This window comes from Bacillus sp. ISL-78 (assembly GCF_018613455.1).
Classification (GTDB): domain Bacteria; phylum Bacillota; class Bacilli; order Bacillales; family DSM-1321; genus Peribacillus; species Peribacillus frigoritolerans.
Map to the genome: position 1 here is coordinate 426793 of NZ_JAGGQC010000003.1, position 20355 is coordinate 447147.

Here is a 20355-nt window from a genome sequence, read left to right on the forward strand (position 1 = left end):
ACTTATATATAGTATGGGATAAATCCAGAATGGTTTCAAATGATTCACTTCCGGGATTCACCGGCTGCAAAAAGAGCGGAAACGGGTAGGAAGTGAGTTTTTACGAAAAGTAAAAATCGGACTTCAACCAATTCAAAGTAAAAATAAACGCTACAGACATTTCCTGCAGCGTTTTCCCCTTTTATTTTTCCTCTTGCATCGTATCATCGACAATGGCATACAGATCCTTATTAAACAATTCATCATTGCAGACAAGGCTATGCCGTTCCATCTCTTCCTGCTCTTGAATTACCTGTTCATTTTCCTTCATGACCTACCTCCAGCTTCATGATGTTTGCCTATTAGCGTATCCGCAGGCATGTACCTTTATGCTCAACATTTCCCCAAACTTCATCTTTTATAAACGTCTTAGGCCTGCTGTCCGCCATGGAAGGCACGTATAATGAATTCATGCTCTGGAACTTGTAAGCTTTGGTACGATGACAGGAACGATGTATTATCATAGGTGACTTTTTCAAGCTTTACCTGAATACCCCCATTTTCAATTGAAACAATGGCATAAGGAGCAACTGGTTCACCATTACAGCCAAGAGAACCAGGGTTCAGGTATATCGTTCGGTCATTTTTATAAAGGTGGATAGGATGATGATGTCCGAATCCTATTAAATCGTGTTGCTGATCTTTGAAAAGCAGTTCCAAGTTATTTAAACTCGGTTCAACGATTTTACTATACGGATTTTGGCTTATGTGCTCATCCAATTTCTTCGATTCCATGTGATAATGGGTGAAGTAAACGGAGTGATCATTAATGATATGATGTATGGTTCGAGGCAATTTTTCCAATTCATTTATGAATTTCAGATGCATCCTTTCAGCTATCCATTCATGATGCTCCTTAACATGAATATGTCCGTCCGGATGCGGCTCCCCGTTTATGATGGCCAGGACAGCTTCATCATGATTTCCAGTTATCATCGATAAATCATTTCTTGAAAATAAAAGTTCAAGGACTTCATTTGTATCCGGGCCAATCCCAACCATATCTCCCAGACAATAGAGACGATCTATTTCTTCCCTTTGATCAATATCCCTAAGGACGGCTTTTAACGCTGAAGCATTACCATGCACATCCGTTATAATGGCAACTTTCATGACTTAATTCAGCTCCCTTCTCCACAATCCACATGGTATATTATAACATTCAAAACGAAATCAAAAAAATATTCGGGCTTAATCCCTTGGTTTGCCCACGCCCATTTTTTATGAATAAGCAAACACTTCGGCCTAGAATACATAGTATGAAGTATTCCCGGTAAAGATGTTTTGCTAGGTATGTAATTCATAATATATATGAGGAGGAAATCAAATGGGTGGAAATGGTAACGAATGTTGTGGCGGCGGTTTCGATAACGGATTCGCATTGCTGATCGTATTATTCATCTTGCTGATCATCATTGGATGCAGTTGGGGATTCGGCGGCGGATTTGGCGGATGCTGCTAATAATGACATAAATCAAAAAGGCGCCTGATCATGGCGCCTTTTTTGTTATGGATTGACTTTTATTTTTTCTCTTTGCTTTTGTTTTCGAGTCTTCATAATGAACCAAATGACTATAAGTGCAATGGGGATAAGCAAGAAATTCGCATATTGTGAAAAGATGGCTCCCGCCTGCTCCCATCTGGATCCTAACTTAAACCCTAAATAAACATAAACGCTTGTAACAGGAAGCATCGCCATATAGGTATATAATATGAATTTCCAAATATTCATTTTCAATATTCCGCATGGCAGCGACACGGCGGTACGAACGCCTGGTACAAACCGTCCAATGAAGGCAATCCCCCCACCATACCTTTCAAAGAAGCGGTCAGCTTTGTTCAACTGCTCATCTTTGATCAAAAAGTATTTTCCGAACTTTAATACAAGCGGCCTCCCGCCATACTTGCCTAAGGCATAAAGCGTCAACGGTCCCGTTACCCCACCAAGCGAACCGGCAAGGATAGTCAAGTATAAATTCATATCACCTTGATAAACCCAGTATCCTGCCAGTGGCAAAACTATTTCAGCGGGAATGAATTCAAAAGTCAAAGCTAGCAAAACACCGAAATAAGATAAAGATTTAAACGCTTCAATCATATCCATTATTAAAGTTTCCATTGAGGTTTCCCCTTTTCTAACTTTTATTACATATAAAAAGGGGTGCTCCAAAATGAATCCGGGCACCCATGATGTCAAAAAGCACATTTTCCATTGTATCACAAGTTAACCCGCGTTTTTCCATAATGTTTTCCTAAAACAATGTTCTTATGGAGTCCATATTTTGTTATCGGGCTATTTACTACAGAACTATGCTTATAAGAAGAACGATAATAGAATATCAGATGGCCCCGAAACGAAAAAAACTTGAGGACGAATTGACCTCAAGCATTCGATATAGTTAACCAAGTGAATAGCCCCTAAATGGGTAGAGATGTACACATGACAAGATCGGTATCCTTAGTTCTCAAATCATAAAAGGGGCAGAGAGCCTGCTCAATCCATCCTCCATTTGTTTTTTCGCATCTTTCATCATGCCATCAAGTAATTCCTTTACTGTGGGTATATCGTCAATCAATCCGGCAACCTGGCCGCTATTCATAAAACCATTTGTAACATCCCCGTTCATCGCTCCATTAATATGATGGACTTCAGAGGTCATTTCACGATAATTCATGGGAGACAGTCCCTGTTTCTCCAAATCCAGCACTTTCTCGGTATATGGGTCCTTCAATACCCTTCTGACCTGTCCAAATGATCTGCCCAAAATTACCGTATCATTGCCCATCGCTTCGATTAGTTTCTGCTTATATGACGGATGGAACGGTGCTTCTTGTGTAGCGATCAGCCTGGTTCCCAATTGGACGCCTGAAGCCCCCAGCATCAATGCAGCTGCCAACCCCTGCCCATTGCCTATTCCGCCAGCGGCCAAAACGGGAAGCGTCACATGCTTGCTGATTTGCGGAATGAGTGTAAACGTCGTCATTTCCAGGTTCGAGTTGATGCCGGCAGCTTCAAACCCTTCTGCGACCAACACATCTGCCCCTGCATCTTGCGCTTTTTGTGCGTGCTTGACCGACGCAACGATGGCAATCACTTTTATATTCTTTTTTTGCAATAGGGGAATGAAAGGGGCTGGATTTCCTGCAGATAAGGAAACTACAGGGATATCATGCTTCAGGACAAGATTCACTAACTCATCTGTATATGGACTAACGTTTATTGGAATGTTCAACGCAAAATTGTTATTGGTTTTATCTTTGGTCTCGAGAATGATGGCTTCTACCTGTTCAGGAGTCATGGTACCGCACCCTATTGTTCCCAGGCCCCCTGCATTGGATACTGCAGCCGCAAGACTTGCATTGCTTATATTCCCCATGCCGCCTTGAATAATTGGATATTTTATCTCAAAAAGTTCACAAATATATTTCACTTTCATCCCTCCCAGTCCATTTAATGTTATACTATATTCATTAGAAAAACAATTCTGACTTTTTAAAAAAGGAGCGAGACTATGATTATTCCGTACAATAATAAAAAACCATCCATTGATGATAGCGTTTTCGTGGCACCTGGTGCTCATTTAATCGGTGATATTTCGATTGGGAAAGACTCGACCATATGGTTCAATGCGGTACTGCGCGGTGATGAAGATTCAATTACAATAGGAGAAAAATGCAGTATTCAAGATAACTCCACCATTCATTTATTTGAAGGATGCCCGGTTGTCATTGAAGATGAAGTGACGGTTGGGCACAATGTCATCCTGCATGGTTGTAAAATAGGCAAACGATCCATTATTGGTATGGGTTCCACGATATTGGATAATGTAGAGATCGGCGAAGAGTGCATCGTCGGAGCGAACACATTGATTTCCTCTGGCAAAATCATACCTCCACGTTCATTGGTCATCGGTTCCCCCGGGAAAGTGGTTCGCCGATTGAATGATAAAGATCTTGAATTGATCCAACTTTCCATCGATACGTATGTTCAAAAGGGGAAAGACTTCAAAGGGATACTTGATTAATTATTGCAATGAATTTTGAAAAGAGCTTCGGCCAGTCGTCACAAACGATTGGCTGAAGCTCTTTTTCACTTAATGATAAGTGGATGGTCCTTTGCATCATAGGTTTCATCTTTCCGGCATAAATCATTGTTTTCCTGAAATACACTTTCAAAGAAACGGCTTGCTGGTTCAGCCAAGACTTGATAGTACTGGCTAAATAAAAGAGCAGCATGATTCCCATTCCACTTAGAAGGCAGAAGTTCCTTTGGCAGGCCCGGATCAATGAATAAAAACTTACGGTATTCATGCACCAAGTTCGTTCGTTCCACAAAACAATCTGCATCGGACATTTCGCCCCTGCTAATGATGCTTTGATGAACGATGAATTGTTTACTGTATTTCTCGATGAATTCTTCATATTTATTTTCAATCTCTTCTAATTGCCAGCTTTTCTCTACAAGCGATTGGTTTTCTTTTGGACCTTTGTACTCCGAGATGAAAAAATCAACATATTCATCTATGTCATATTTCTCGATCAAGCGATTGATTTGCTTCTCCAAATCATTGGGGGAAATCCAGCAACCACTTGAAAAACTGCCAAACCCGCTCCATAATAATTCTTTGCGGAGATCATCCCGTAATTGCCGCTTATCTTCAGGGATCGTGTACATTAAGATTCGCCATTTACCATCCCATTCATTCGGTTTCATCTTATATATGCGATTGGCCGCTTCATCCATTCTCTGCACACCGCGATCAGTCAAAAAATAATAGCTTTTATTTCCCTGCTTCTCTGACTGAATCCACCCTTGCTTGACCATTCGTGAAACGGCTACACGAACGCCCTGCTCATTATGGCCGAATTCCTTTAACAAACGAATTAAACTGCCTATCCAGATTTTACTTCCATAATTACGGATATAATCGCCGTATATCGTAAAAATCATGGATTGTGTATTAGTACCTATCTTTCTCACCTCGCCCTAACATTGTTACTATTTTCACACGGAAGACATAATAATTATTATATCTTTTTAAAATGAAAGCGCAATATTATTTACCAGTAAATCGCGCTTTTCTCCGTTCACTGAATGCCAGGAGCGCTTCCGATCTATCTTGAGTCGGAATGGTCAATTCATAGGCTTTTCCTTCTATGGCCATTCCCGTTTGCAAGTCCGTATTCATTCCTTGGTCAATCGCATATTTGGCTTGTTTGACTGCAATCGGCCCATTCTTCATGATATTGGCTGCCAATTCCTCACAGGCTGACATTAGACGATCCCTTGGTACGACCTTCAAAAGGATCCCTAATTGACATGCTTCTTCCGCAGTCAATTTTTTTGCGGTGAAGATCAATTCCTTCGCCTTCATTTCCCCAATCAATCTCGGCAGCCGCTGTGTCCCGCCTGCTCCCGGAATAATGGCCCAGCTAGTTTCAGTGAGCCCCAAAGAAACACCTTCCGCAGCAATTGCAAAATCACATGAAAGCAGCCATTCAAATCCTCCCCCCAATGCATATCCATTGACGGCAGCCATTGTCGGCTGCGGAAGCCCTGCGATACTATTAAAAACATCACGAATCGCTTTAACGTTCCTTCTTACTTCCGCATCATTCAAAGACTTTCTTTCTTTCAAATCCGCTCCCGCGCTGAATGCTTTTTCCCCTGCACCGGTGAAAATGACGACACGGATATCATCGTCATAATAAACGGCATCGATGACTTCCTGCAGTTCACAAAGTGTCTCATAGTCGAAGCAGTTCAATACGTCGGGCCGATTAACTGTTATATAGCCGATTTGATTTATCACTTTATAAATAACCTTGGACATGAGTCTCCTCCCCTTTTGAAAAAATGACCCTTATGCAGATAAAATTAATAAGGGCCATACGCATAATCATTCTTTTTCAATATTTTCTATAATGGCAGATATGCCTTGGCCGACGCCTACACACATCGTCGCAAGGCCATAGCGCACTTTCCGCTTTTTCATTTCGTGGACGAGGGTTGTTAAAATACGAGCCCCGCTTGCACCGAGCGGATGACCAAACGCTATTGCCCCTCCGTTGACATTCACTTTCTCCTGATCCAATTTCAACTGCCGGATGCACTCCAAGGATTGGGAAGCGAATGCTTCATTCAATTCCACCAGCCCGATGTCACCAATCGTCAAACTCGCCCTCTCCAATGCTTTTTTAGTGGCATGAATCGGACCAAGGCCCATAATGGATGGTTCCAAGCCCGCTACAGCCCCTACAACATATTTGGCCAGTGGCTTCAATCCAAGCTCCCGTGCTTTTTCTGCACTCATCAAAAGCAATGCCGAGGCTCCATCATTTACACCTGAAGCATTACCGGCCGTTACAGTGCCGCCTTTAAAGATCGGTTTGAGTTTTTCCAGCTTTTCGATGGTCGTGTCAGGACGAGGGTGTTCATCTTTATCGAAAATGACCTCATTCCCTTTTCGATCCGTATATCGAACAGGTACGATTTCATTAATGAAACGCTCATTTTCCACTGCATTTTTCGCCCTTTGCTGGCTTTGATAAGCGAATTGATCTTGGTCCTCCCTTGAAACAGAAAAACGCTGGGCGACGTTTTCAGCCGTTTGAGGCATGGAATCCGCACCATACATTTCTTTAAGTTTCTCATTCGTGAAACGCCACCCGATCGTTGTATCCTGAAGTTCCATTGAACCCCGCGGAAATTCACTCTCAGGTTTGGCCATGACGTACGGCGCCCTTGTCATGCTTTCAGTACCCCCTGCGATATAAATATCGCCTTCACCTACAGCAATGGAGCGTGCTGCATACATGACGGCATCCAATCCGGATCCGCATAAACGATTTATTGTCGTTCCGCCTACGTTTACGGGAAGACCAGCTAGAAGGGCGGACATCCGGGCCACATCGCGATTATCCTCTCCCGCTTGATTTGCATTCCCGAAGATGACATCCTCAATTTGATTTGGCGGCAGCTCTGGATTACGATCTATCAGCGCCTTGATTACAATTGCGCCGAGGTCATCCGGGCGAACGCTTTTCAATGCGCCTTTATATCTTCCGATTGGTGTTCTCACAGCATCAATGATCACAACATCCTTCATTTCCTCACCAACTCGCCATCTTTTGTATAATCGTACACACCCTTACCAGACTTACGGCCTAGCCTGCCAGCTTTAACATACTGTTCAAGGAGGGGAGCCGGGCGGTATTTCTCACCCAGTTTACTATGTAAATATTTTAAATTATTCAAACGGGCATCCAATCCCACCAAATCACCTAGTTCGAATGGTCCCATTGGGTAATTCAGTCCTAACTTTATTGCCTTATCGATTTCTTCTGGTGTTCCTAAGCCTTCTTGAAGCATAAAAAACGCTTCATTTCCTACCAAACAGCTGATCCTGCTTGTAACAAACCCAGGGAATTCATTTATGACCACGGTCTCTTTCCCCATTTTTTCGGCTACCTCTTTTATTACGGCTGCCGTTTCATCACTTGTTTCAAGACCACGTACAATTTCAACGAGCGGCATTTTTTGTACAGGATTGAAAAAATGCATGGCAATCGTTTTTTCGGGACGCTTTCCATAAGAACCAATTTCCGTCGGACTCATCGTGGAAGTATTGGTTGCAAAGTAACAATCTTCTTTTGCATGGACTTCAATCGTTTCGAAGACTGCCCTCTTGATTTCCGCCTTTTCCGGAACTGCCTCTATGATCAAGTCGGCATATGCTGCTGATTCTTTCAGATTGGCAGAATAGGTAAATCTGCTTTTTGCAGCTGCCGCTTCTTCCTCGGTAATTTTTTGGTAGCGCAAACCCTTTTCAAAAATGGAGTCGATCTCTTTTCTGGCACTTTCCAAAGCATCCTGATTCACATCCACAAGCACTACATTAAAGCCTCCGGTTGCTCCTACATAAGCTATTCCCCTGCCCATGACACCAGATCCGACAATCACTAGATTTCTAATCATTCGTTCATTCCTCCTTCAAAAATAAATAGGGCTGACTGCGGATGAATCAGATCAGCATTCAACCATACCTGAATTACTTTTCCGACATACCGTTCAGCCAGCCGTCTATTTTTTTGTTTTATTGAATTCCAAAGGGATTTAAGGGACGGCTTCCATGATAGGAAATGATGCTTTTCGTTTCTGTATAAAGATCAAGTGTCTCAATACATAGTTCCCGGCCAAATCCTGATTGTTTATACCCTCCGAAAGGTGTTCCTGGAAATGCGGAGAATGGGCAATTCACCATGACGATTCCCGCTTCTATTTGATTGGCCACTCTAGTCGCACGCCCGCCATCTTTTGTCCATAGAGCTGAACCCAAACCGAATTCCGTATCATTCGCGAGCCTCACAGCTTCTTTTTCATCTTTGAATTTCATTATGACAACGACCGGCCCGAATATTTCCTCTTTCACTACATCCATTTCATGATTGACATTCGTTATGACCGTCGGCTCATACCAATAACCGTTTTCGAAGCCTTCAATGACCGCTGGCTTTCCGCCTGTCAGGATCTTCGCTCCATCTGTAATGGCAGATTGGACATAATTGTCGATGACATCCAATTGCCCTTGATCTATGACTGCACCGATGTGTGTTTCTTTGTCGAGCGGATTGCCCAATTTCAATTTTTTCGTCTTTTCTACGAATCTGGCAACGAACTCATCGTATATGTCTTCGTGAACGTATAAACGGGATCTAGCTTCGCAAGACTGCCCAGTATTATAGAAAATTCCATATAATGATCCATCGATGGCTGCTTCAAGGTCTGCATCTTCAAAAACAATATTAGGGGACTTACCGCCAAGCTCCAATGTGACCCTTTTTAATGTCTGTGAAGCCTTGCCCATAAGATCTCTGCCGATTGGAGTAGAACCCGTGAAGGCCACCTTATTCACTTTCGGATGCTGAACAAGATAATTCCCTACGTCTGATCCAGGACCTGGAATGATATTGACCACGCCTGAAGGAACACCTGCTTCTAAACAGATTTCCCCTAAAACAATGGCCGTCAGTGGCGTTAACGAGGCTGGCTTAACGATTACTGAACAGCCGACTGCGATTGCAGGTGCGATTTTCCATGCTGCCATCATCAAAGGGTAATTCCAAGGGATGATTTGAGCACAAACGCCTACTGGCTCTTTTTCCGTATAGTTATGGAATTGACCAGGCACATTATTCACGGATCCGCGGTGTGCAACTAAAGCGCCTGCATAAAACTCGAAATCTTCAATTGCCTGCATGACTTGGCCTTGCGCTGCAGAAATGGATTTGCCGCTGTTCAGGACTTCCAATTCAACCAATTCATTAAATCGTGAACGCATGATCGCTGCAATTTTGTTCAAAACACGAGACCGTTTATTAATCGGAGTCCTCTTCCATTTCCCGTTATCAAATGCTTCACGTGCAGCTTGAACAGCCTTTTCTGCATCTTCCTTGGTCGCCTTTGCAACCTTGGCAATGATTTCACCAGTCGCAGGGTTATACGCATCAATTGTGGAACCATCAGAGCTTTCCACTCTTTCCCCATTAATGATCAGATGATAATAATCACGCTTCATTTCCGCTTTTTCAAATGCCGCCTCTTGTACTCTAACCATGTAATCCCACTCCCTTTTCTATATTACTTGCCTATGAATTGAGCTTTCCTTTTTTCAGTGAATGCCGCCACACCTTCTGCATAATCCTTCGTTAAGCCAGCAATGCGCTGACCCTCCGCTTCTTCTTTTAAGTATTCTTCCAGTGAAAGATGATAGGACGCCTCTAAGTATCTTTTGATTAATCCGATTGCCTTTGTTGGTTTGTTTGCGATATTCTCTGCAAAGGCTTTCAAATGCTCGTTCCATTCATCCACACCGACCACTTTTGTAGCTAGCCCGATATTTTCCGCCTCGCTAGCCGTAACCTTTTCCCCCAATAAAGATAATTCAAGGGCTTTCGCATGACCAACGATTCGCGAAAGGTAATACAGATTCCCCGAATCAGGAATCAATCCGATATTGACAAAGGCATTTAAAAAACTGGCTTTTTCAGATACAAGCCGAAAATCGCATGCCAGCGCCAGGCTGAAGCCAGCACCTGCAGCCACTCCATTGACTCCTGCAATGATCGGTTTTTCACAGTTTGCCATTTGCTCCATCATCGGACCGTAATCTTCGCGCAGCTTCTGGCCTAAATTCATGCCCTCATCAACATCCGATAAATCCTGCCCCGAACAAAATGCCCTGCCTTCCCCAGTAATGATAATGGCCCGCACTTCATCTGCCCCCGCGGATTTTTTGATCGCTTTCTGTATTTCCTTATTCATTTGGGACGTAAAGGCATTTAGTTTATCAGGACGGTTCAAAGTAAGCCATGCCACTCCATTTTCAACCCTATATTTGATGGTTTCGTACATAGAGCACCCCTTATCCGCCTGTAAAATCCGGCTCTCTTTTTTCAACAAATGCTTTCATTCCTTCTTTTTGGTCCTCAGATGCGAAAAGGATATAAAAGTTCTTCCGTTCAAATTGCATGCCCTCATATAAGGTGTAATCAACGGCCTTATTGACTGATTCTTTGATCAGCCTTACAGCTAACGGGGGTTGCTTTGCTATCTTTCTAGCAAAATCAACCGTTTCTTCCATTAACAATTCAGGTGCCACGATCTTATTAATGAAACCATATTGCAGCGCTGTCTTTGCCTTTATCCTTTCAGCCGTCAACATCCATTCAAGTGCCTTTGTCTTGCCTACCAATTTCGTCAACCTTTGGGTTCCCCCCGCACCAGGCATGACCCCTAGTGTCACTTCCGGGAAGGAAAATTGGGTATCGCTGGCGGCAATCAGGAAATCACAGGATAAAGCAAGTTCAAAACCACCGCCGAATACAAAACTTTTCACCGCACCAATCACAGGCTTCTTGACTAGGCTTATTCGGTCCCAATCGGCAAATTGGTTCGTTAACTCCATGCTGATCGGATTGTCGTTCACCATCTCGTCAATATCAGCTCCAGCTGAAAATGCTTTTCCATTGCCCGATAGCAAGATCACCTTCACTTGCGGGTCCCGGTCGAATTCTTCCATGGTTGAAACTATTTCCCTTACCATTTTCCTGTTAAGGGCATTCAGTTGCTTCGGCCGATTTAAAGAGATATAACCAATGCCATCCGCGATTGACGTTTCGATGAATTGAAGCGCATTCATTTTATTTCTTCACCGATCATCATCGTTACAAGTTTCCCGGCAAAGCCCATTAGGTCTTTCCCTGATGCTTTTCCTTCCGGGGAACGCATTCCTTGTTGCAATGCATCATGGTCTTCATAATACATTTCACAAAGGATATAATACTCAGAGTCTTTGCCCATTGGGGTCCCTACAATTTTAGTGACCTCCATTTTTTGAAGACCAGGAATTTTTTCCGTTATCGGGCCATGTACATTGAAATAGTGCTCATCGAACTCTTCCTTGTTTTCAGGTTGTTTGTATAGGGCGATTAACTTTACCATTTTATAAAACCTCCATTATATTAGATTATTTTTATCATCGGTTTCATCGCTTCGAACGGATTTTTACATGCTTTACAATATAAAATGCTGCGGCAGGCAGTAGGGCCGAAGATATTTTCCATCGTTACATATGTCGATTCACAATATGGGCAATCCACATGCCATGATCCATCACTTTTCATTTGTCGAGGAGGAGGGGAGATTCCGAAAACCTTCAATCCAGCTTTCCCCTTTTCCGTAATTCGATCGGATGTCCAGGAAGGGGAACGTAAAAATTCCACACTTACATTTTTTACGGCAGGCAGCTGTTTAAGGGCTGTTTCCACATTTTTTTGAATGATCGACAATGCCGGGCACCCTAGAAAAGTTGGCAGCATTTTTACCGAGACGTCCTGGCCCGAAACCGTCACGTCTTCAACCATCCCTAAATCCAGAATACTTACTGTATCGATTTCGGGATCTTTAACGTCTTCCAGGAGCTTATAGATTTCTTTTGTGTTTAACTGTACGGTCGACATGGTACCCCTCCCCTTTCTATTGAATTACCATGAAGCTGCTTTATCTGTTGCGTATACTTCACTTAACGTTTTTAGCGCCTTTTCCAAATCTTCCGTATGCTGGCCATTACGGCCATCACCTCTTGCCATGCCCATTTCAATAGTTGTTGCCAAGCCGACACTTTCAAAAATTGGTATGATAGCCTCAATCCATTTTTTCTGTAAGTCAGCTTCGCCCTCTATCAAGCCGAGCTCCACCATTTCTTCTCCATATTGTCCAAGTGAAAATACGCCGGCGAAATCCGGCATTGTTTTCTCAATTGCCGCTTTCATTCTCGAAACCGCTTCTTCGTGACCAGATCCCAGCAATTGGACGAACCAGGTTTTCCAGTGCATCAAATGATAGTAAAGTTCCATCTGTACCTTTTGTGCCACCTCGGCAAGCGGTTCATATGAACATGAATGAAGGGATTGAACCTTAATCGCTTTGGCTTGGGTATAAAAATAATTCCGCACTACCGCAAACGCCCAATCATAATCCGGGTCTTTCATATAGTGGCCAGGACCATTGACCAATTCGAGAATGATCGCATTGCGCCGTTCCTTGGCGGGACGGTCGTGAGCCAGCTTATCCGCATCTCCTTCACCGAGTTCTTCAAGTAATTTATAATATATGGCTGCATGCCCCATCGTGTCTTGGGATATCGAGGCGGATGCAACATCTTCTTCGATATGCGGTGCGAGTCCCAACCATTCTGCTCCACGGTATGAATGGATGAAGTCATCGTCCGCCAGTTGAAACAGCAATTCCTTGATTGCGAAGTCCTTCAATGATTCATTCTTCATTTTTCACGCCTCCAGCCCAAGACATTATCTCTTTTTCATCTAGCATTCCCTGCTCATACTTCCGCCATTTTTTCTTTAAATACCCGTACCCTTTTGTGGTCCTGTAGTCTTTATTATCGATACGTTGAAGCGTTTTCTTTTCCTCGGCCGTCATTTTCCGTATATTCCGTCTTTTCACGACCCAGATATCATCAACCGCTTCACGTCTCATGAAGTTTTCTTGTGCCATCATGATGGCGATATCCTCATTCGGGGCGAGCAGGCTGAAGTGGTATTGAACGGGTGATGATTGCGTTTTACGGCTGAATACTTCAAATTCTTCAAAGTAATTTCCTTGTCTAGTTTCCATAGCGTCCTTCCCCTTCCCTTAAATGACCTTTGGCGCCAATGCCTCGCGTACCCATTTATTTTTTTCATAAGAATTTCTTCGAAGACTTAAGCGATCCTGCGAACGGGGACCTTCATTCCTTGCGAACACCTTCAATTTCCCCCAATCGGGTTGTTGGTAAATCCAGGTTTCAGATGCTTTGTCAAACCTAAGCGTTTTATCCGGAATGCTGAAGCCGAGTGAAAGGATCCGCTTCACATATTTGGAAAAAAAAGCTTGCCGAAGTTCTTCATTCGTACTGGTTCTGATTTTGTACTTAATCGTTATATCCTGTTTGGATGAGCCCACTTCTTTCTTACTCGGAGGTCCAAAGAAGAGTAACAAGGATTCCCACCAATAATTGATGGAGTCTTGAACCAATTTCCTTTGTTCTTCCGTCCCTTCAGCCAAAGCCATGATTATCGCTTCACCATGCTGGGCGTGAAAAACTTCTTCCGCGCAAATCCTCTGTAATGCCCGGGCATAAGGCCCGTATGAGGCGCCAAGCATGTTCGTCTGGGAAATGATGGCTGCACCATCAACCAACCAGCCAATCAATCCAGCATCGCCCCAGGATTTGGCTTCCATATGGAAGACATTATGAAACTTTAAATCTCCTTTAAACAAATCTTGCATGAGGTCATCCCGTTTTTTACTGTAAGGCTTTAGCAAATCTTCGGCGACGCGAAGCAATAATTGCCCATGCCCCATTTCATCCTGTACCTTTGCCATGATTCCAAGTTTCCTATTTAAAGTCGGGGCTTTAGGTACCCATTCCTTTTCTGGAAGCGCCCCCATGATTTCACTGATTCCATGCATCGATATTAATTTGATTAAAGTGCCCCGGTATTCTTCAGGCATCCAATCATCCGCCTCTATCTTTTCTCCCGCTTCGATTCTGGCAATGAATTGATTTAGCTTTTCTTCTCCTGCCATATCATTTAAAAGAACGTTCATCCAAATCACCTCTTTTTTATAATGTAACGTTAATATAACGTTATTATATTTTACCGTTATACTTAATGCAAGACTATTCTGTCTTTTTTAAAAATAAAAGGAAAATTTCTGGGTTTCTTTGAATTTTTTAATCCACTAAAACTTTAAAGGGCGAAGTTTCCACCTTGATAGAATCTGTCGGACAACCCTCCACCGCATCATCCAGATCATCAAATAAACCTTCCGGGACCTCTGCAGTTCCTTCATTTTCATCCAGGATGACAAATGCCACTCCCTCATCATTGTAATCGAAGATTTCCGGTGCAGCGGCACCGCATGCACCGCATGCAATACAGGTTTCTTGATCCACAACTGCATATTTAGCCATGATGCCTTCCTCCTTATCTCAATTTCATTAATTCTTTCTTCTTTCCCTACCGTCCAATTATCGTAACGTCCACTGCATTTTCTTATTCATATACCCTTTTACCCACTGCCCCATTCATACGCTAATGATTTCATCATTCCGTTTATCCACGACACGAATGGCTTTCCCTTCTGAACGCGGAATGCCTTTTGGGATGTTAACAACAATATCCATCGTTACAAGACATGTGGATTTCATATGATGTTGAATCGTTTTCTTTAATTTCTCTACTTTTATATGCGCTAAGTCTTCTCCAATCTCCCTGTAGAAACCGCTTTCAATTTCTATATGCAGTTCAACACTATCCATATTCCCCTTCTTAACGAGGTGAATCTGGTAATGAGGAACAATACCCTCCATTTGGAATAACACACGCTCAATTTCAGATGGAAATACATTCACTCCCCTGACTATGATCATATCATCCGTTCTGCCTTTAACACGGGACATTCTTGTTGTGGTGCGTCCGCATTTACATGGTTCATGGGTAATGGAGGCAATATCGCCTGTACGATAACGAATGATTGGAAGCGCTTCCTTTGTAAGGCTTGTAAAGACAAGTTCCCCATCCTCGCCGTCCTCAACCGGTTCAAGTGTATCCGGATTAATGACCTCGACAAGAAAATGGTCTTCTGCGATATGCAGTCCATCCTGTGCTTCATGACATTCAATCGCAACTCCCGGCCCCATAATTTCACTTAAGCCGTAAATATCGATGGCTTTCAAATTCAGTTTCCTCTCAAGTGTTGCCCTCATTGCCTCCGACCATGGCTCAGCTCCAAAAATCCCATACTCAAGCCCATTATCAGCAGGATCGATTCCCATCTCTTCCATCTTTTCAGCGATATTCAAAATATAAGAAGGGGTTCCGCAAATGCCGCGCGGTTTAAAATCATTGATGATCGTAATCTGGCGATCGGTATTCCCTCCTGAAATAGGTACTGTCGCAACTCCTAGCTTTTCTGCCCCACAATGCAAGCCCAGGCCCCCTGTAAACAGACCATATCCATATGCGTTATGGAAAATATCTGACTTGCGGCCTCCTGCAGCTACAATTCCACGTGCGACGATCGTTGCCCAGTTTTCCAAATCGTTTTTCGTATACCCGACAATGGTAGGCTTTCCGCTTGTTCCGGATGAACCATGAATGCGTGTCACATCCTCCATTGGAACGGCAAATAAACCGAAAGGATACTGATCACGAAGAGTCTGTTTTTTTGTAAAGGGAAGCTTTATCACATCGCTTAGAGTTTGAATATCTTTTGGATCAAGGCCCATCTCATCAAATTTTTCTCTGTAATAAGGTACATTTTCATATACATGGCTTATCGTTTTCTTAAGGCGTGTCATTTGTAGACTTTCCATTTCGGCACGCGTAGCCGTTTCAACTTCCGGATTGTACATTGTTTCAGTCCCCCTTATTTGGTCCCCATAGGACCTCTCTTTCATAACGATAATTACACGGAATTCAAATTAGTGTTATGCTTAATTTTAAGATTAATACGTCATTTATACGTTGTCAATCATGTTTTCTTGAATTCATCAAAAATGACAGAATAAACAAAAAAACAAAGTTTTAATTTACTAAATTTTCTGATTATGTTAACTTTAGCATTGATATATCATTTTATCTAAGCATCGTTTCAAAAACGTCCTACAATTTAAAGGGGGATTATTATGGAATCACCAGCTAAAACTGGGCATTCACCATCAGGTTATGACAGCGGAAACAAGTATCGTCAATTAATTGAAACGGAAGAATTCAAGGAACTTATCCAAAAGAAAAAAGCTTTTATCGTACCTGTCACTCTCTTCTTTCTTGCCTTTTATTTTGTTCTGCCTATTTTAGCTGCTTACACAGAAGTACTGAAAGGTGAAGCTTTTTTCCATATTCCTTGGGCTTGGATATATGCACTTCTCCAATTTGCCGTCGTATGGATAGGAGGAATCGTCTATATCAAAAAATCCGCGAAGTATGACAAGCTGGCTAAAAATATCTTGAAAAAATATGAGAAGGAGCTTGGCGAATGAGCATTTTATCCCTCACACTTTTTTTGGGCATCATTTTGTTAACGCTTACAATAACCTATTACTCTTCTAAAAAGACGAAAAATGCCAGTGATTTTTATACTGCCGGGGGCGGATTGACAGCATGGCAAAATGGATTGGCCGTAGCAGGTGACTTTATGTCAGCAGCTTCTTTCCTGGGAATTACAGGTGCAATCGCACTGATTGGTTTTGATGGCTTTTACATGAGCATCGGTAACCTTGTTGCCTTTCTTGTTCTATTGTACCTTGTGTCGGAACCACTTCGCAATTTAGGTAAGTTTACGCTGGCAGACATGATTTCAGCACGCTTCAAATCAAAAAAAGTGCGAGGGATAGCTGCCGCCAATACACTTGTCATTTCAATCTTTTACATGATTGCACAACTTGTGGGTGCAGGGGGATTGATTAAACTGCTGCTCGGCATCGATTATTGGCTATCCGTCCTTCTTGTCGGAGTATTGATGACGATTTATGTAATTTTCGGCGGGATGAGAGCGACAAGCTGGGTGCAGATCACCAAAGCGGTTCTCTTGCTAGGCGGTTCCGCTGTGTTGACGTTCATCGTATTTTCCCGTTTTAATTTCAACATTTCAGAGATGTTCCATCATGTCCAAACTGCAACACCGCTTGGAAAGGAATTTTTGCATCCTGGAAATAAATACACCGATGGACTCGACATGATTTCATTTAATATGTCGCTTGTCCTCGGGGCAGCCGGCCTTCCGCATTTACTCGTCCGCTTCTTTACAGTAAAGGACGCAGCTACTGCAAGGAAATCCGTCGTTTATTCCACATGGTTTATAGGATTATTTTTCATCATGACCATATTCCTAGGTTTCGGCGCTGCATCTTTCGTCGGGTTTGAGCGGATTGTCGAAGCAAACCCTGCTGGAAACATGGCCGCTCCTCTTCTTGCATTAACAATGGGCGGTGAATTTTTATTCGCCTTCGTTTCTGCTGTAGCATTTGCCACCATTTTAGCGGTTGTGTCCGGTCTTGTTTTAACGTCTGCATCCGCTTTTGCACACGATATATACGGTGAAATCATCAAGGAAGGAAATATTACGGAAAAACAGCAAGTACTCGTTGCCCGATTGGCTTCTGTCGGTGTAGCTGTCATTTCGATTCTACTTGCTTTATTCGCACAATCAATGAATGTCGCTTTTCTTTCAGTCCTCGCGCTTGGGATTGCTGCCAGTGCCAATTTACCGATCATCCTTTGCACAATATATTGGAAACGCTTCAACGCAACCGGAGCGATCACAGGAATGTCATGCGGTTTACTCAGCTCCATCATACTGGTCATGCTTAGCCCCAATGTATGGAATCCGGAACCTGGAATGGGGATTTTCACAGGCGATCCCCTCTTCACGATGAGCAACCCGACCATTTTCACCGTGCCGCTCGGCTTTATTGGAGCTTATTTAGGCACAATCTTGTCAAAGGCAAAAGATGAGGAAAACAGGTTTGCTGAAGTACTGTTCAAATCAAACACCGGATATGGGATAAGTTCAGCAAAAGACCATTAATAAGGGGGATTTCCATGACCACACATTTAGATAAGGATATTCACGAATTGCATTACGATCAAATCAAACAAGTACTGGTCGACGAACCATATGCTTCTTTTCTAGGGATGAGGCTGACGAAACTCGGTCCCGGCACAGCGGAAGCAGAATTGATTCCAAGTGACCACATGCTAAATAGCCACGGAACGGTTCATGGTGCCATTATCTTTTCACTTGCTGATTACGTGTTCGCAGCAGCCAGCAATTCATATGGCAAAATAGCGGTTGGCGTTTCAAACAGCATCAATTTCTTATCAGCTGGCAAACGGGGGGAGACTTTAACTGCCAGAGCAGAAGAGATCAAGAAAAACCATAAACTGGCCTGGTATAAAATAGACGTGTTAAATGAAAGGGAATTGATTGCAACCATGGAAGCGATGGTATTCAGGAAAAATCAATATTTCGTCGACCAAGTTGAATAAGTAACGTTTGAAACCTGACAAACAATCCATTTGTCCGGTTTCCTTTCCCTTGATTTGCCAAGGATACGTACGCATAGAAATAAAAGGGGGATTCCCGATTGGAATCCCCCCCTCTATTTTATAATCCTTCTTCTAGTTATTGACCGCAATACTGGAACCTATCTCTATTAACGACTCCGCATTCCCGTTCACTTATCCCATCCGTCTGATAAGTGATTTTCCCTCCATGCCTTCCCCATGATCATGGACAGGTTTGCTGAAATCCACATGGACATCCATTATTCAAAGAGTTCCTTGTGATGCTGCCATTTTCTCCTTCTTTCCTACATATACATCCAGTGCAGCCTGCAAAGCCTCTCCCCGATTAACTTGGAACCCCTTGCGCAAAAGGACAGCTTCCAAGGAGGCCAATACAAACAGGATGTTTTCTTTCCTGCAACTGAATCCCATGGTCCCAATTCTCCAGATTTTCCCGTGAAGCGGACCAAATGAGGAAGCGATTTCGAGGCCAAATTCATTCAACAGCATGTCTCTTACAGCTTCACCATCGATTCCTTTTGGAATTTCAATGCAAGTTACACACGGAAGTTTGTTTTTCCCATCCCCGAATAACATTAGTCCCATTGCCTTGATCCCTTCAACGAGAGCAGCTTCGTGGAGTTCATGACGGGCAAAGCGCGTTTCCAGACCTTCTTCGAGCACAAGGCGCAATCCTTCACGTAACGCATAAATCATGGAAGTTGCTTCTGTATGATGATTCAAACGACGCGGTCCCCAATAATCCTGCAGCATGCTTAAATCGAAATAATTACTGGCAATCGGACGGCTGAGCGAAACCTGTTGGTTGTCTTCATCGGTGGCTATACCACGTTCCACCTTTTTGCGGGACAGGATGATTTCTTCTATTCGCTCATTATACGTAATCGGTGCCATACCGGAAGGAACGGACAAGCATTTTTGTGTCCCTCCTATCAATCCATCAATACACCATTCGTCCACCTTAACATCGGTGCCCCCGATGGAAGCAACCGCATCCACAACAAGCAGGACACCCAATTCACGGCAGGCCCTCCCGATTTCCTTCAAAGGCTGCATACAACCAGTGGAGGTTTCCGCATGCACGATTGCTGTTATTTTTGGGGAGACTTTCTTGATTTCCGCAATGACTGCTTGCGGTTCGAACACTTCTCCCCAAGGACATTCCATCGTATGGACTTCAGCTCCGTATCGCTCACAGATTTCCACCAATAAATGACCGAACCTTCCGAATATAGGAACCAGGACCTTATCCCCCGGCTCAATGATGCTGCATAGAATCGCTTCATTACCGGATCTTGAGGTGCCATCTATCGGGAACGCCCATTTATTTTTGGTTTGAAAAACCAAACGCAGCATTTCCATCACTTCATTCATGATAGTGGTGAATGCAGGATCGAATTGCCCTAATATCGGTGTGCTCATCGCCCTTAAAACACGCGGGTCAACTTCGACCGGTCCTGGTGTCATGATCGTTCTCATCGGTGCATTCAATTCTGTATATGCCATTTTTACCAACTCCTTCAATAGGCTATTTTATAAAGTATTTCATTCAAAAATCCGATTCCCTTATCCATATCCATCGCAACAGGTTTGACATCGATCGATTGTGAAACCCCAGCTTCATTTCCGCTTTATTTGCCATGGAGTCGAGATCGAAAATGT

At 43.2% G+C, this 20355-nt stretch carries 24 protein-coding genes; 5 read left to right on the forward strand and 19 right to left on the reverse strand.

Features of this window, described 5'->3' with window-relative positions; all coding sequences use genetic code 11:
• Positions 1-181: 181 nt before the first annotated feature.
• Complete coding sequence (locus J7I96_RS28335; protein WP_255256801.1) at positions 182-310, reverse strand: hypothetical protein; 129 nt, start codon at positions 308-310, stop codon at positions 182-184.
• Between the two features lie 98 nt (positions 311-408).
• The gene (locus J7I96_RS04555) at positions 409-1152 is read right to left on the reverse strand and encodes a metallophosphoesterase family protein (RefSeq protein WP_214769751.1); all 744 of its coding nucleotides are present in this window, start codon (positions 1150-1152) and stop codon (positions 409-411) included.
• Positions 1153-1366: 214 nt separating this feature from the next.
• Here J7I96_RS04555 and J7I96_RS04560 point away from each other — a divergent pair, with 214 nt between their 5' ends.
• On the forward strand, positions 1367-1501 hold the full coding sequence (locus tag J7I96_RS04560; protein WP_063577172.1) for a YjcZ family sporulation protein: 135 nt from the start codon (positions 1367-1369) through the stop codon (positions 1499-1501).
• Positions 1502-1546: 45 nt separating this feature from the next.
• On the opposite strand, the gene J7I96_RS04565 is transcribed toward J7I96_RS04560, so the two are convergent.
• Together J7I96_RS04565 and J7I96_RS04570 are read right to left on the reverse strand one after the other, a co-directional pair.
• On the reverse strand, positions 1547-2158 hold the full coding sequence (locus J7I96_RS04565) for a DedA family protein (protein WP_214769754.1): 612 nt from the start codon (positions 2156-2158) through the stop codon (positions 1547-1549).
• A gap of 346 nt (positions 2159-2504) precedes the next feature.
• A complete protein-coding gene (locus J7I96_RS04570) occupies positions 2505-3470 on the reverse strand; it encodes an NAD(P)H-dependent flavin oxidoreductase (RefSeq protein WP_214769757.1) in 966 nt (321 codons plus the stop codon).
• An 81-nt stretch (positions 3471-3551) separates the two neighbouring features.
• Between J7I96_RS04570 and J7I96_RS04575 the strand changes: the two genes are divergently transcribed.
• Positions 3552-4064, forward strand: a complete 513-nt coding sequence (locus tag J7I96_RS04575) for a gamma carbonic anhydrase family protein (RefSeq protein ID WP_214769760.1) — start codon at positions 3552-3554, stop codon at positions 4062-4064.
• A gap of 65 nt (positions 4065-4129) precedes the next feature.
• On the opposite strand, the gene paaX is transcribed toward J7I96_RS04575, so the two are convergent.
• From paaX to J7I96_RS04645, 14 genes are all read right to left on the reverse strand, one after another.
• Positions 4130-5011: a phenylacetic acid degradation operon negative regulatory protein PaaX gene (paaX, locus tag J7I96_RS04580; RefSeq protein WP_095391064.1), complete on the reverse strand. Its 882-nt coding sequence runs from the start codon at positions 5009-5011 to the stop codon at positions 4130-4132.
• 85 nt (positions 5012-5096) lie between these two features.
• Positions 5097-5873, reverse strand: coding sequence for an enoyl-CoA hydratase-related protein (locus J7I96_RS04585; protein WP_214769763.1), 777 nt, complete (start codon positions 5871-5873; stop codon positions 5097-5099).
• A 66-nt stretch (positions 5874-5939) separates the two neighbouring features.
• Complete coding sequence (locus tag J7I96_RS04590) at positions 5940-7148, reverse strand: acetyl-CoA C-acyltransferase (protein WP_214769766.1); 1209 nt, start codon at positions 7146-7148, stop codon at positions 5940-5942.
• A complete protein-coding gene (locus tag J7I96_RS04595) occupies positions 7145-8017 on the reverse strand; it encodes a 3-hydroxyacyl-CoA dehydrogenase (RefSeq protein ID WP_214769769.1) in 873 nt (290 codons plus the stop codon). Before J7I96_RS04595 ends, J7I96_RS04590 begins: the two co-directional genes overlap by 4 nt.
• Positions 8018-8135: 118 nt before the next feature.
• On the reverse strand, positions 8136-9656 hold the full coding sequence (locus J7I96_RS04600) for an aldehyde dehydrogenase family protein (RefSeq protein WP_214769772.1): 1521 nt from the start codon (positions 9654-9656) through the stop codon (positions 8136-8138).
• Positions 9657-9679: 23 nt separating this feature from the next.
• Positions 9680-10453 (reverse strand): enoyl-CoA hydratase-related protein, encoded by a 774-nt coding sequence (locus tag J7I96_RS04605; RefSeq protein ID WP_214769775.1) that lies wholly within the window; start codon positions 10451-10453, stop codon positions 9680-9682.
• 10 nt (positions 10454-10463) lie between these two features.
• Positions 10464-11240 (reverse strand): enoyl-CoA hydratase/isomerase family protein, encoded by a 777-nt coding sequence (locus J7I96_RS04610; protein ID WP_214769778.1) that lies wholly within the window; start codon positions 11238-11240, stop codon positions 10464-10466.
• Positions 11237-11542, reverse strand: a complete 306-nt coding sequence (locus tag J7I96_RS04615; protein WP_034314904.1) for an EthD family reductase — start codon at positions 11540-11542, stop codon at positions 11237-11239. Before J7I96_RS04615 ends, J7I96_RS04610 begins: the two co-directional genes overlap by 4 nt.
• Before the next feature lie 20 nt (positions 11543-11562).
• The gene (gene paaD, locus J7I96_RS04620; protein ID WP_214769781.1) at positions 11563-12060 is read right to left on the reverse strand and encodes a 1,2-phenylacetyl-CoA epoxidase subunit PaaD; all 498 of its coding nucleotides are present in this window, start codon (positions 12058-12060) and stop codon (positions 11563-11565) included.
• A gap of 24 nt (positions 12061-12084) precedes the next feature.
• Positions 12085-12885, reverse strand: a complete 801-nt coding sequence (paaC, locus tag J7I96_RS04625) for a 1,2-phenylacetyl-CoA epoxidase subunit PaaC (RefSeq protein WP_214769784.1) — start codon at positions 12883-12885, stop codon at positions 12085-12087.
• The gene (gene paaB, locus J7I96_RS04630; RefSeq protein WP_034314912.1) at positions 12875-13234 is read right to left on the reverse strand and encodes a 1,2-phenylacetyl-CoA epoxidase subunit PaaB; all 360 of its coding nucleotides are present in this window, start codon (positions 13232-13234) and stop codon (positions 12875-12877) included. Before paaB ends, paaC begins: the two co-directional genes overlap by 11 nt.
• 18 nt (positions 13235-13252) lie before the next feature.
• On the reverse strand, positions 13253-14209 hold the full coding sequence (paaA, locus tag J7I96_RS04635; RefSeq protein ID WP_214769786.1) for a 1,2-phenylacetyl-CoA epoxidase subunit PaaA: 957 nt from the start codon (positions 14207-14209) through the stop codon (positions 13253-13255).
• Between the two features lie 127 nt (positions 14210-14336).
• Positions 14337-14576, reverse strand: coding sequence for a ferredoxin (locus J7I96_RS04640; protein ID WP_214769789.1), 240 nt, complete (start codon positions 14574-14576; stop codon positions 14337-14339).
• A 114-nt stretch (positions 14577-14690) separates the two neighbouring features.
• Positions 14691-16019 (reverse strand): phenylacetate--CoA ligase family protein, encoded by a 1329-nt coding sequence (locus J7I96_RS04645; RefSeq protein WP_214769792.1) that lies wholly within the window; start codon positions 16017-16019, stop codon positions 14691-14693.
• A 273-nt stretch (positions 16020-16292) separates the two neighbouring features.
• On the opposite strand from J7I96_RS04645, the gene J7I96_RS04650 reads away from it, so the two are divergent.
• From J7I96_RS04650 to J7I96_RS04660, 3 genes are read left to right on the forward strand one after another with little or no spacing between them, the layout of a single operon-like run.
• Positions 16293-16646 (forward strand): DUF485 domain-containing protein, encoded by a 354-nt coding sequence (locus J7I96_RS04650; protein ID WP_214769795.1) that lies wholly within the window; start codon positions 16293-16295, stop codon positions 16644-16646.
• On the forward strand, positions 16643-18193 hold the full coding sequence (locus J7I96_RS04655) for a solute symporter family protein (protein ID WP_214769798.1): 1551 nt from the start codon (positions 16643-16645) through the stop codon (positions 18191-18193). Before J7I96_RS04650 ends, J7I96_RS04655 begins: the two co-directional genes overlap by 4 nt.
• Positions 18194-18207: 14 nt before the next feature.
• Positions 18208-18654, forward strand: coding sequence for a PaaI family thioesterase (locus J7I96_RS04660; RefSeq protein WP_214925502.1), 447 nt, complete (start codon positions 18208-18210; stop codon positions 18652-18654).
• A gap of 282 nt (positions 18655-18936) precedes the next feature.
• Here the strand turns inward: J7I96_RS04660 and J7I96_RS04665 are convergent, their stop codons facing one another.
• Complete coding sequence (locus tag J7I96_RS04665) at positions 18937-20199, reverse strand: pyridoxal-phosphate-dependent aminotransferase family protein (protein WP_214925498.1); 1263 nt, start codon at positions 20197-20199, stop codon at positions 18937-18939.
• Between the last annotated feature and the right edge of the window lie 156 nt (positions 20200-20355).

Excerpts from the sequence above, each read along its gene's own strand:
- J7I96_RS04565 (WP_214769754.1), bottom strand. The coding sequence starts at position 2,158 with ATGGAAACTTTAATAATGGATATGATTGAAGCGTTTAAATCTTTATCT.
- J7I96_RS04560 (WP_063577172.1), top strand. The coding sequence starts at position 1,367 with ATGGGTGGAAATGGTAACGAATGTTGTGGCGGCGGTTTCGATAACGGA.
- J7I96_RS04655 (WP_214769798.1), top strand. The coding sequence starts at position 16,643 with ATGAGCATTTTATCCCTCACACTTTTTTTGGGCATCATTTTGTTAACG.
- J7I96_RS04650 (WP_214769795.1), top strand. The coding sequence starts at position 16,293 with ATGGAATCACCAGCTAAAACTGGGCATTCACCATCAGGTTATGACAGC.
- J7I96_RS04555 (WP_214769751.1), bottom strand. The coding sequence starts at position 1,152 with ATGAAAGTTGCCATTATAACGGATGTGCATGGTAATGCTTCAGCGTTA.
- J7I96_RS04660 (WP_214925502.1), top strand. The coding sequence starts at position 18,208 with ATGACCACACATTTAGATAAGGATATTCACGAATTGCATTACGATCAA.
- J7I96_RS04665 (WP_214925498.1), bottom strand. The coding sequence starts at position 20,199 with ATGGCATATACAGAATTGAATGCACCGATGAGAACGATCATGACACCA.
- paaD (WP_214769781.1), bottom strand. The coding sequence starts at position 12,060 with ATGTCGACCGTACAGTTAAACACAAAAGAAATCTATAAGCTCCTGGAA.
- J7I96_RS04610 (WP_214769778.1), bottom strand. The coding sequence starts at position 11,240 with ATGAATGCGCTTCAATTCATCGAAACGTCAATCGCGGATGGCATTGGT.
- J7I96_RS04575 (WP_214769760.1), top strand. The coding sequence starts at position 3,552 with ATGATTATTCCGTACAATAATAAAAAACCATCCATTGATGATAGCGTT.
- J7I96_RS04595 (WP_214769769.1), bottom strand. The coding sequence starts at position 8,017 with ATGATTAGAAATCTAGTGATTGTCGGATCTGGTGTCATGGGCAGGGGA.
- paaB (WP_034314912.1), bottom strand. The coding sequence starts at position 13,234 with ATGGAAACTAGACAAGGAAATTACTTTGAAGAATTTGAAGTATTCAGC.
- J7I96_RS04615 (WP_034314904.1), bottom strand. The coding sequence starts at position 11,542 with ATGGTAAAGTTAATCGCCCTATACAAACAACCTGAAAACAAGGAAGAG.
- J7I96_RS04605 (WP_214769775.1), bottom strand. The coding sequence starts at position 10,453 with ATGTACGAAACCATCAAATATAGGGTTGAAAATGGAGTGGCATGGCTT.
- J7I96_RS04600 (WP_214769772.1), bottom strand. The coding sequence starts at position 9,656 with ATGGTTAGAGTACAAGAGGCGGCATTTGAAAAAGCGGAAATGAAGCGT.
- J7I96_RS28335 (WP_255256801.1), bottom strand. The coding sequence starts at position 310 with ATGAAGGAAAATGAACAGGTAATTCAAGAGCAGGAAGAGATGGAACGG.
- J7I96_RS04590 (WP_214769766.1), bottom strand. The coding sequence starts at position 7,148 with ATGAAGGATGTTGTGATCATTGATGCTGTGAGAACACCAATCGGAAGA.
- paaA (WP_214769786.1), bottom strand. The coding sequence starts at position 14,209 with ATGAACGTTCTTTTAAATGATATGGCAGGAGAAGAAAAGCTAAATCAA.
- J7I96_RS04645 (WP_214769792.1), bottom strand. The coding sequence starts at position 16,019 with ATGTACAATCCGGAAGTTGAAACGGCTACGCGTGCCGAAATGGAAAGT.
- J7I96_RS04585 (WP_214769763.1), bottom strand. The coding sequence starts at position 5,873 with ATGTCCAAGGTTATTTATAAAGTGATAAATCAAATCGGCTATATAACA.
- paaC (WP_214769784.1), bottom strand. The coding sequence starts at position 12,885 with ATGAAGAATGAATCATTGAAGGACTTCGCAATCAAGGAATTGCTGTTT.
- J7I96_RS04640 (WP_214769789.1), bottom strand. The coding sequence starts at position 14,576 with ATGGCTAAATATGCAGTTGTGGATCAAGAAACCTGTATTGCATGCGGT.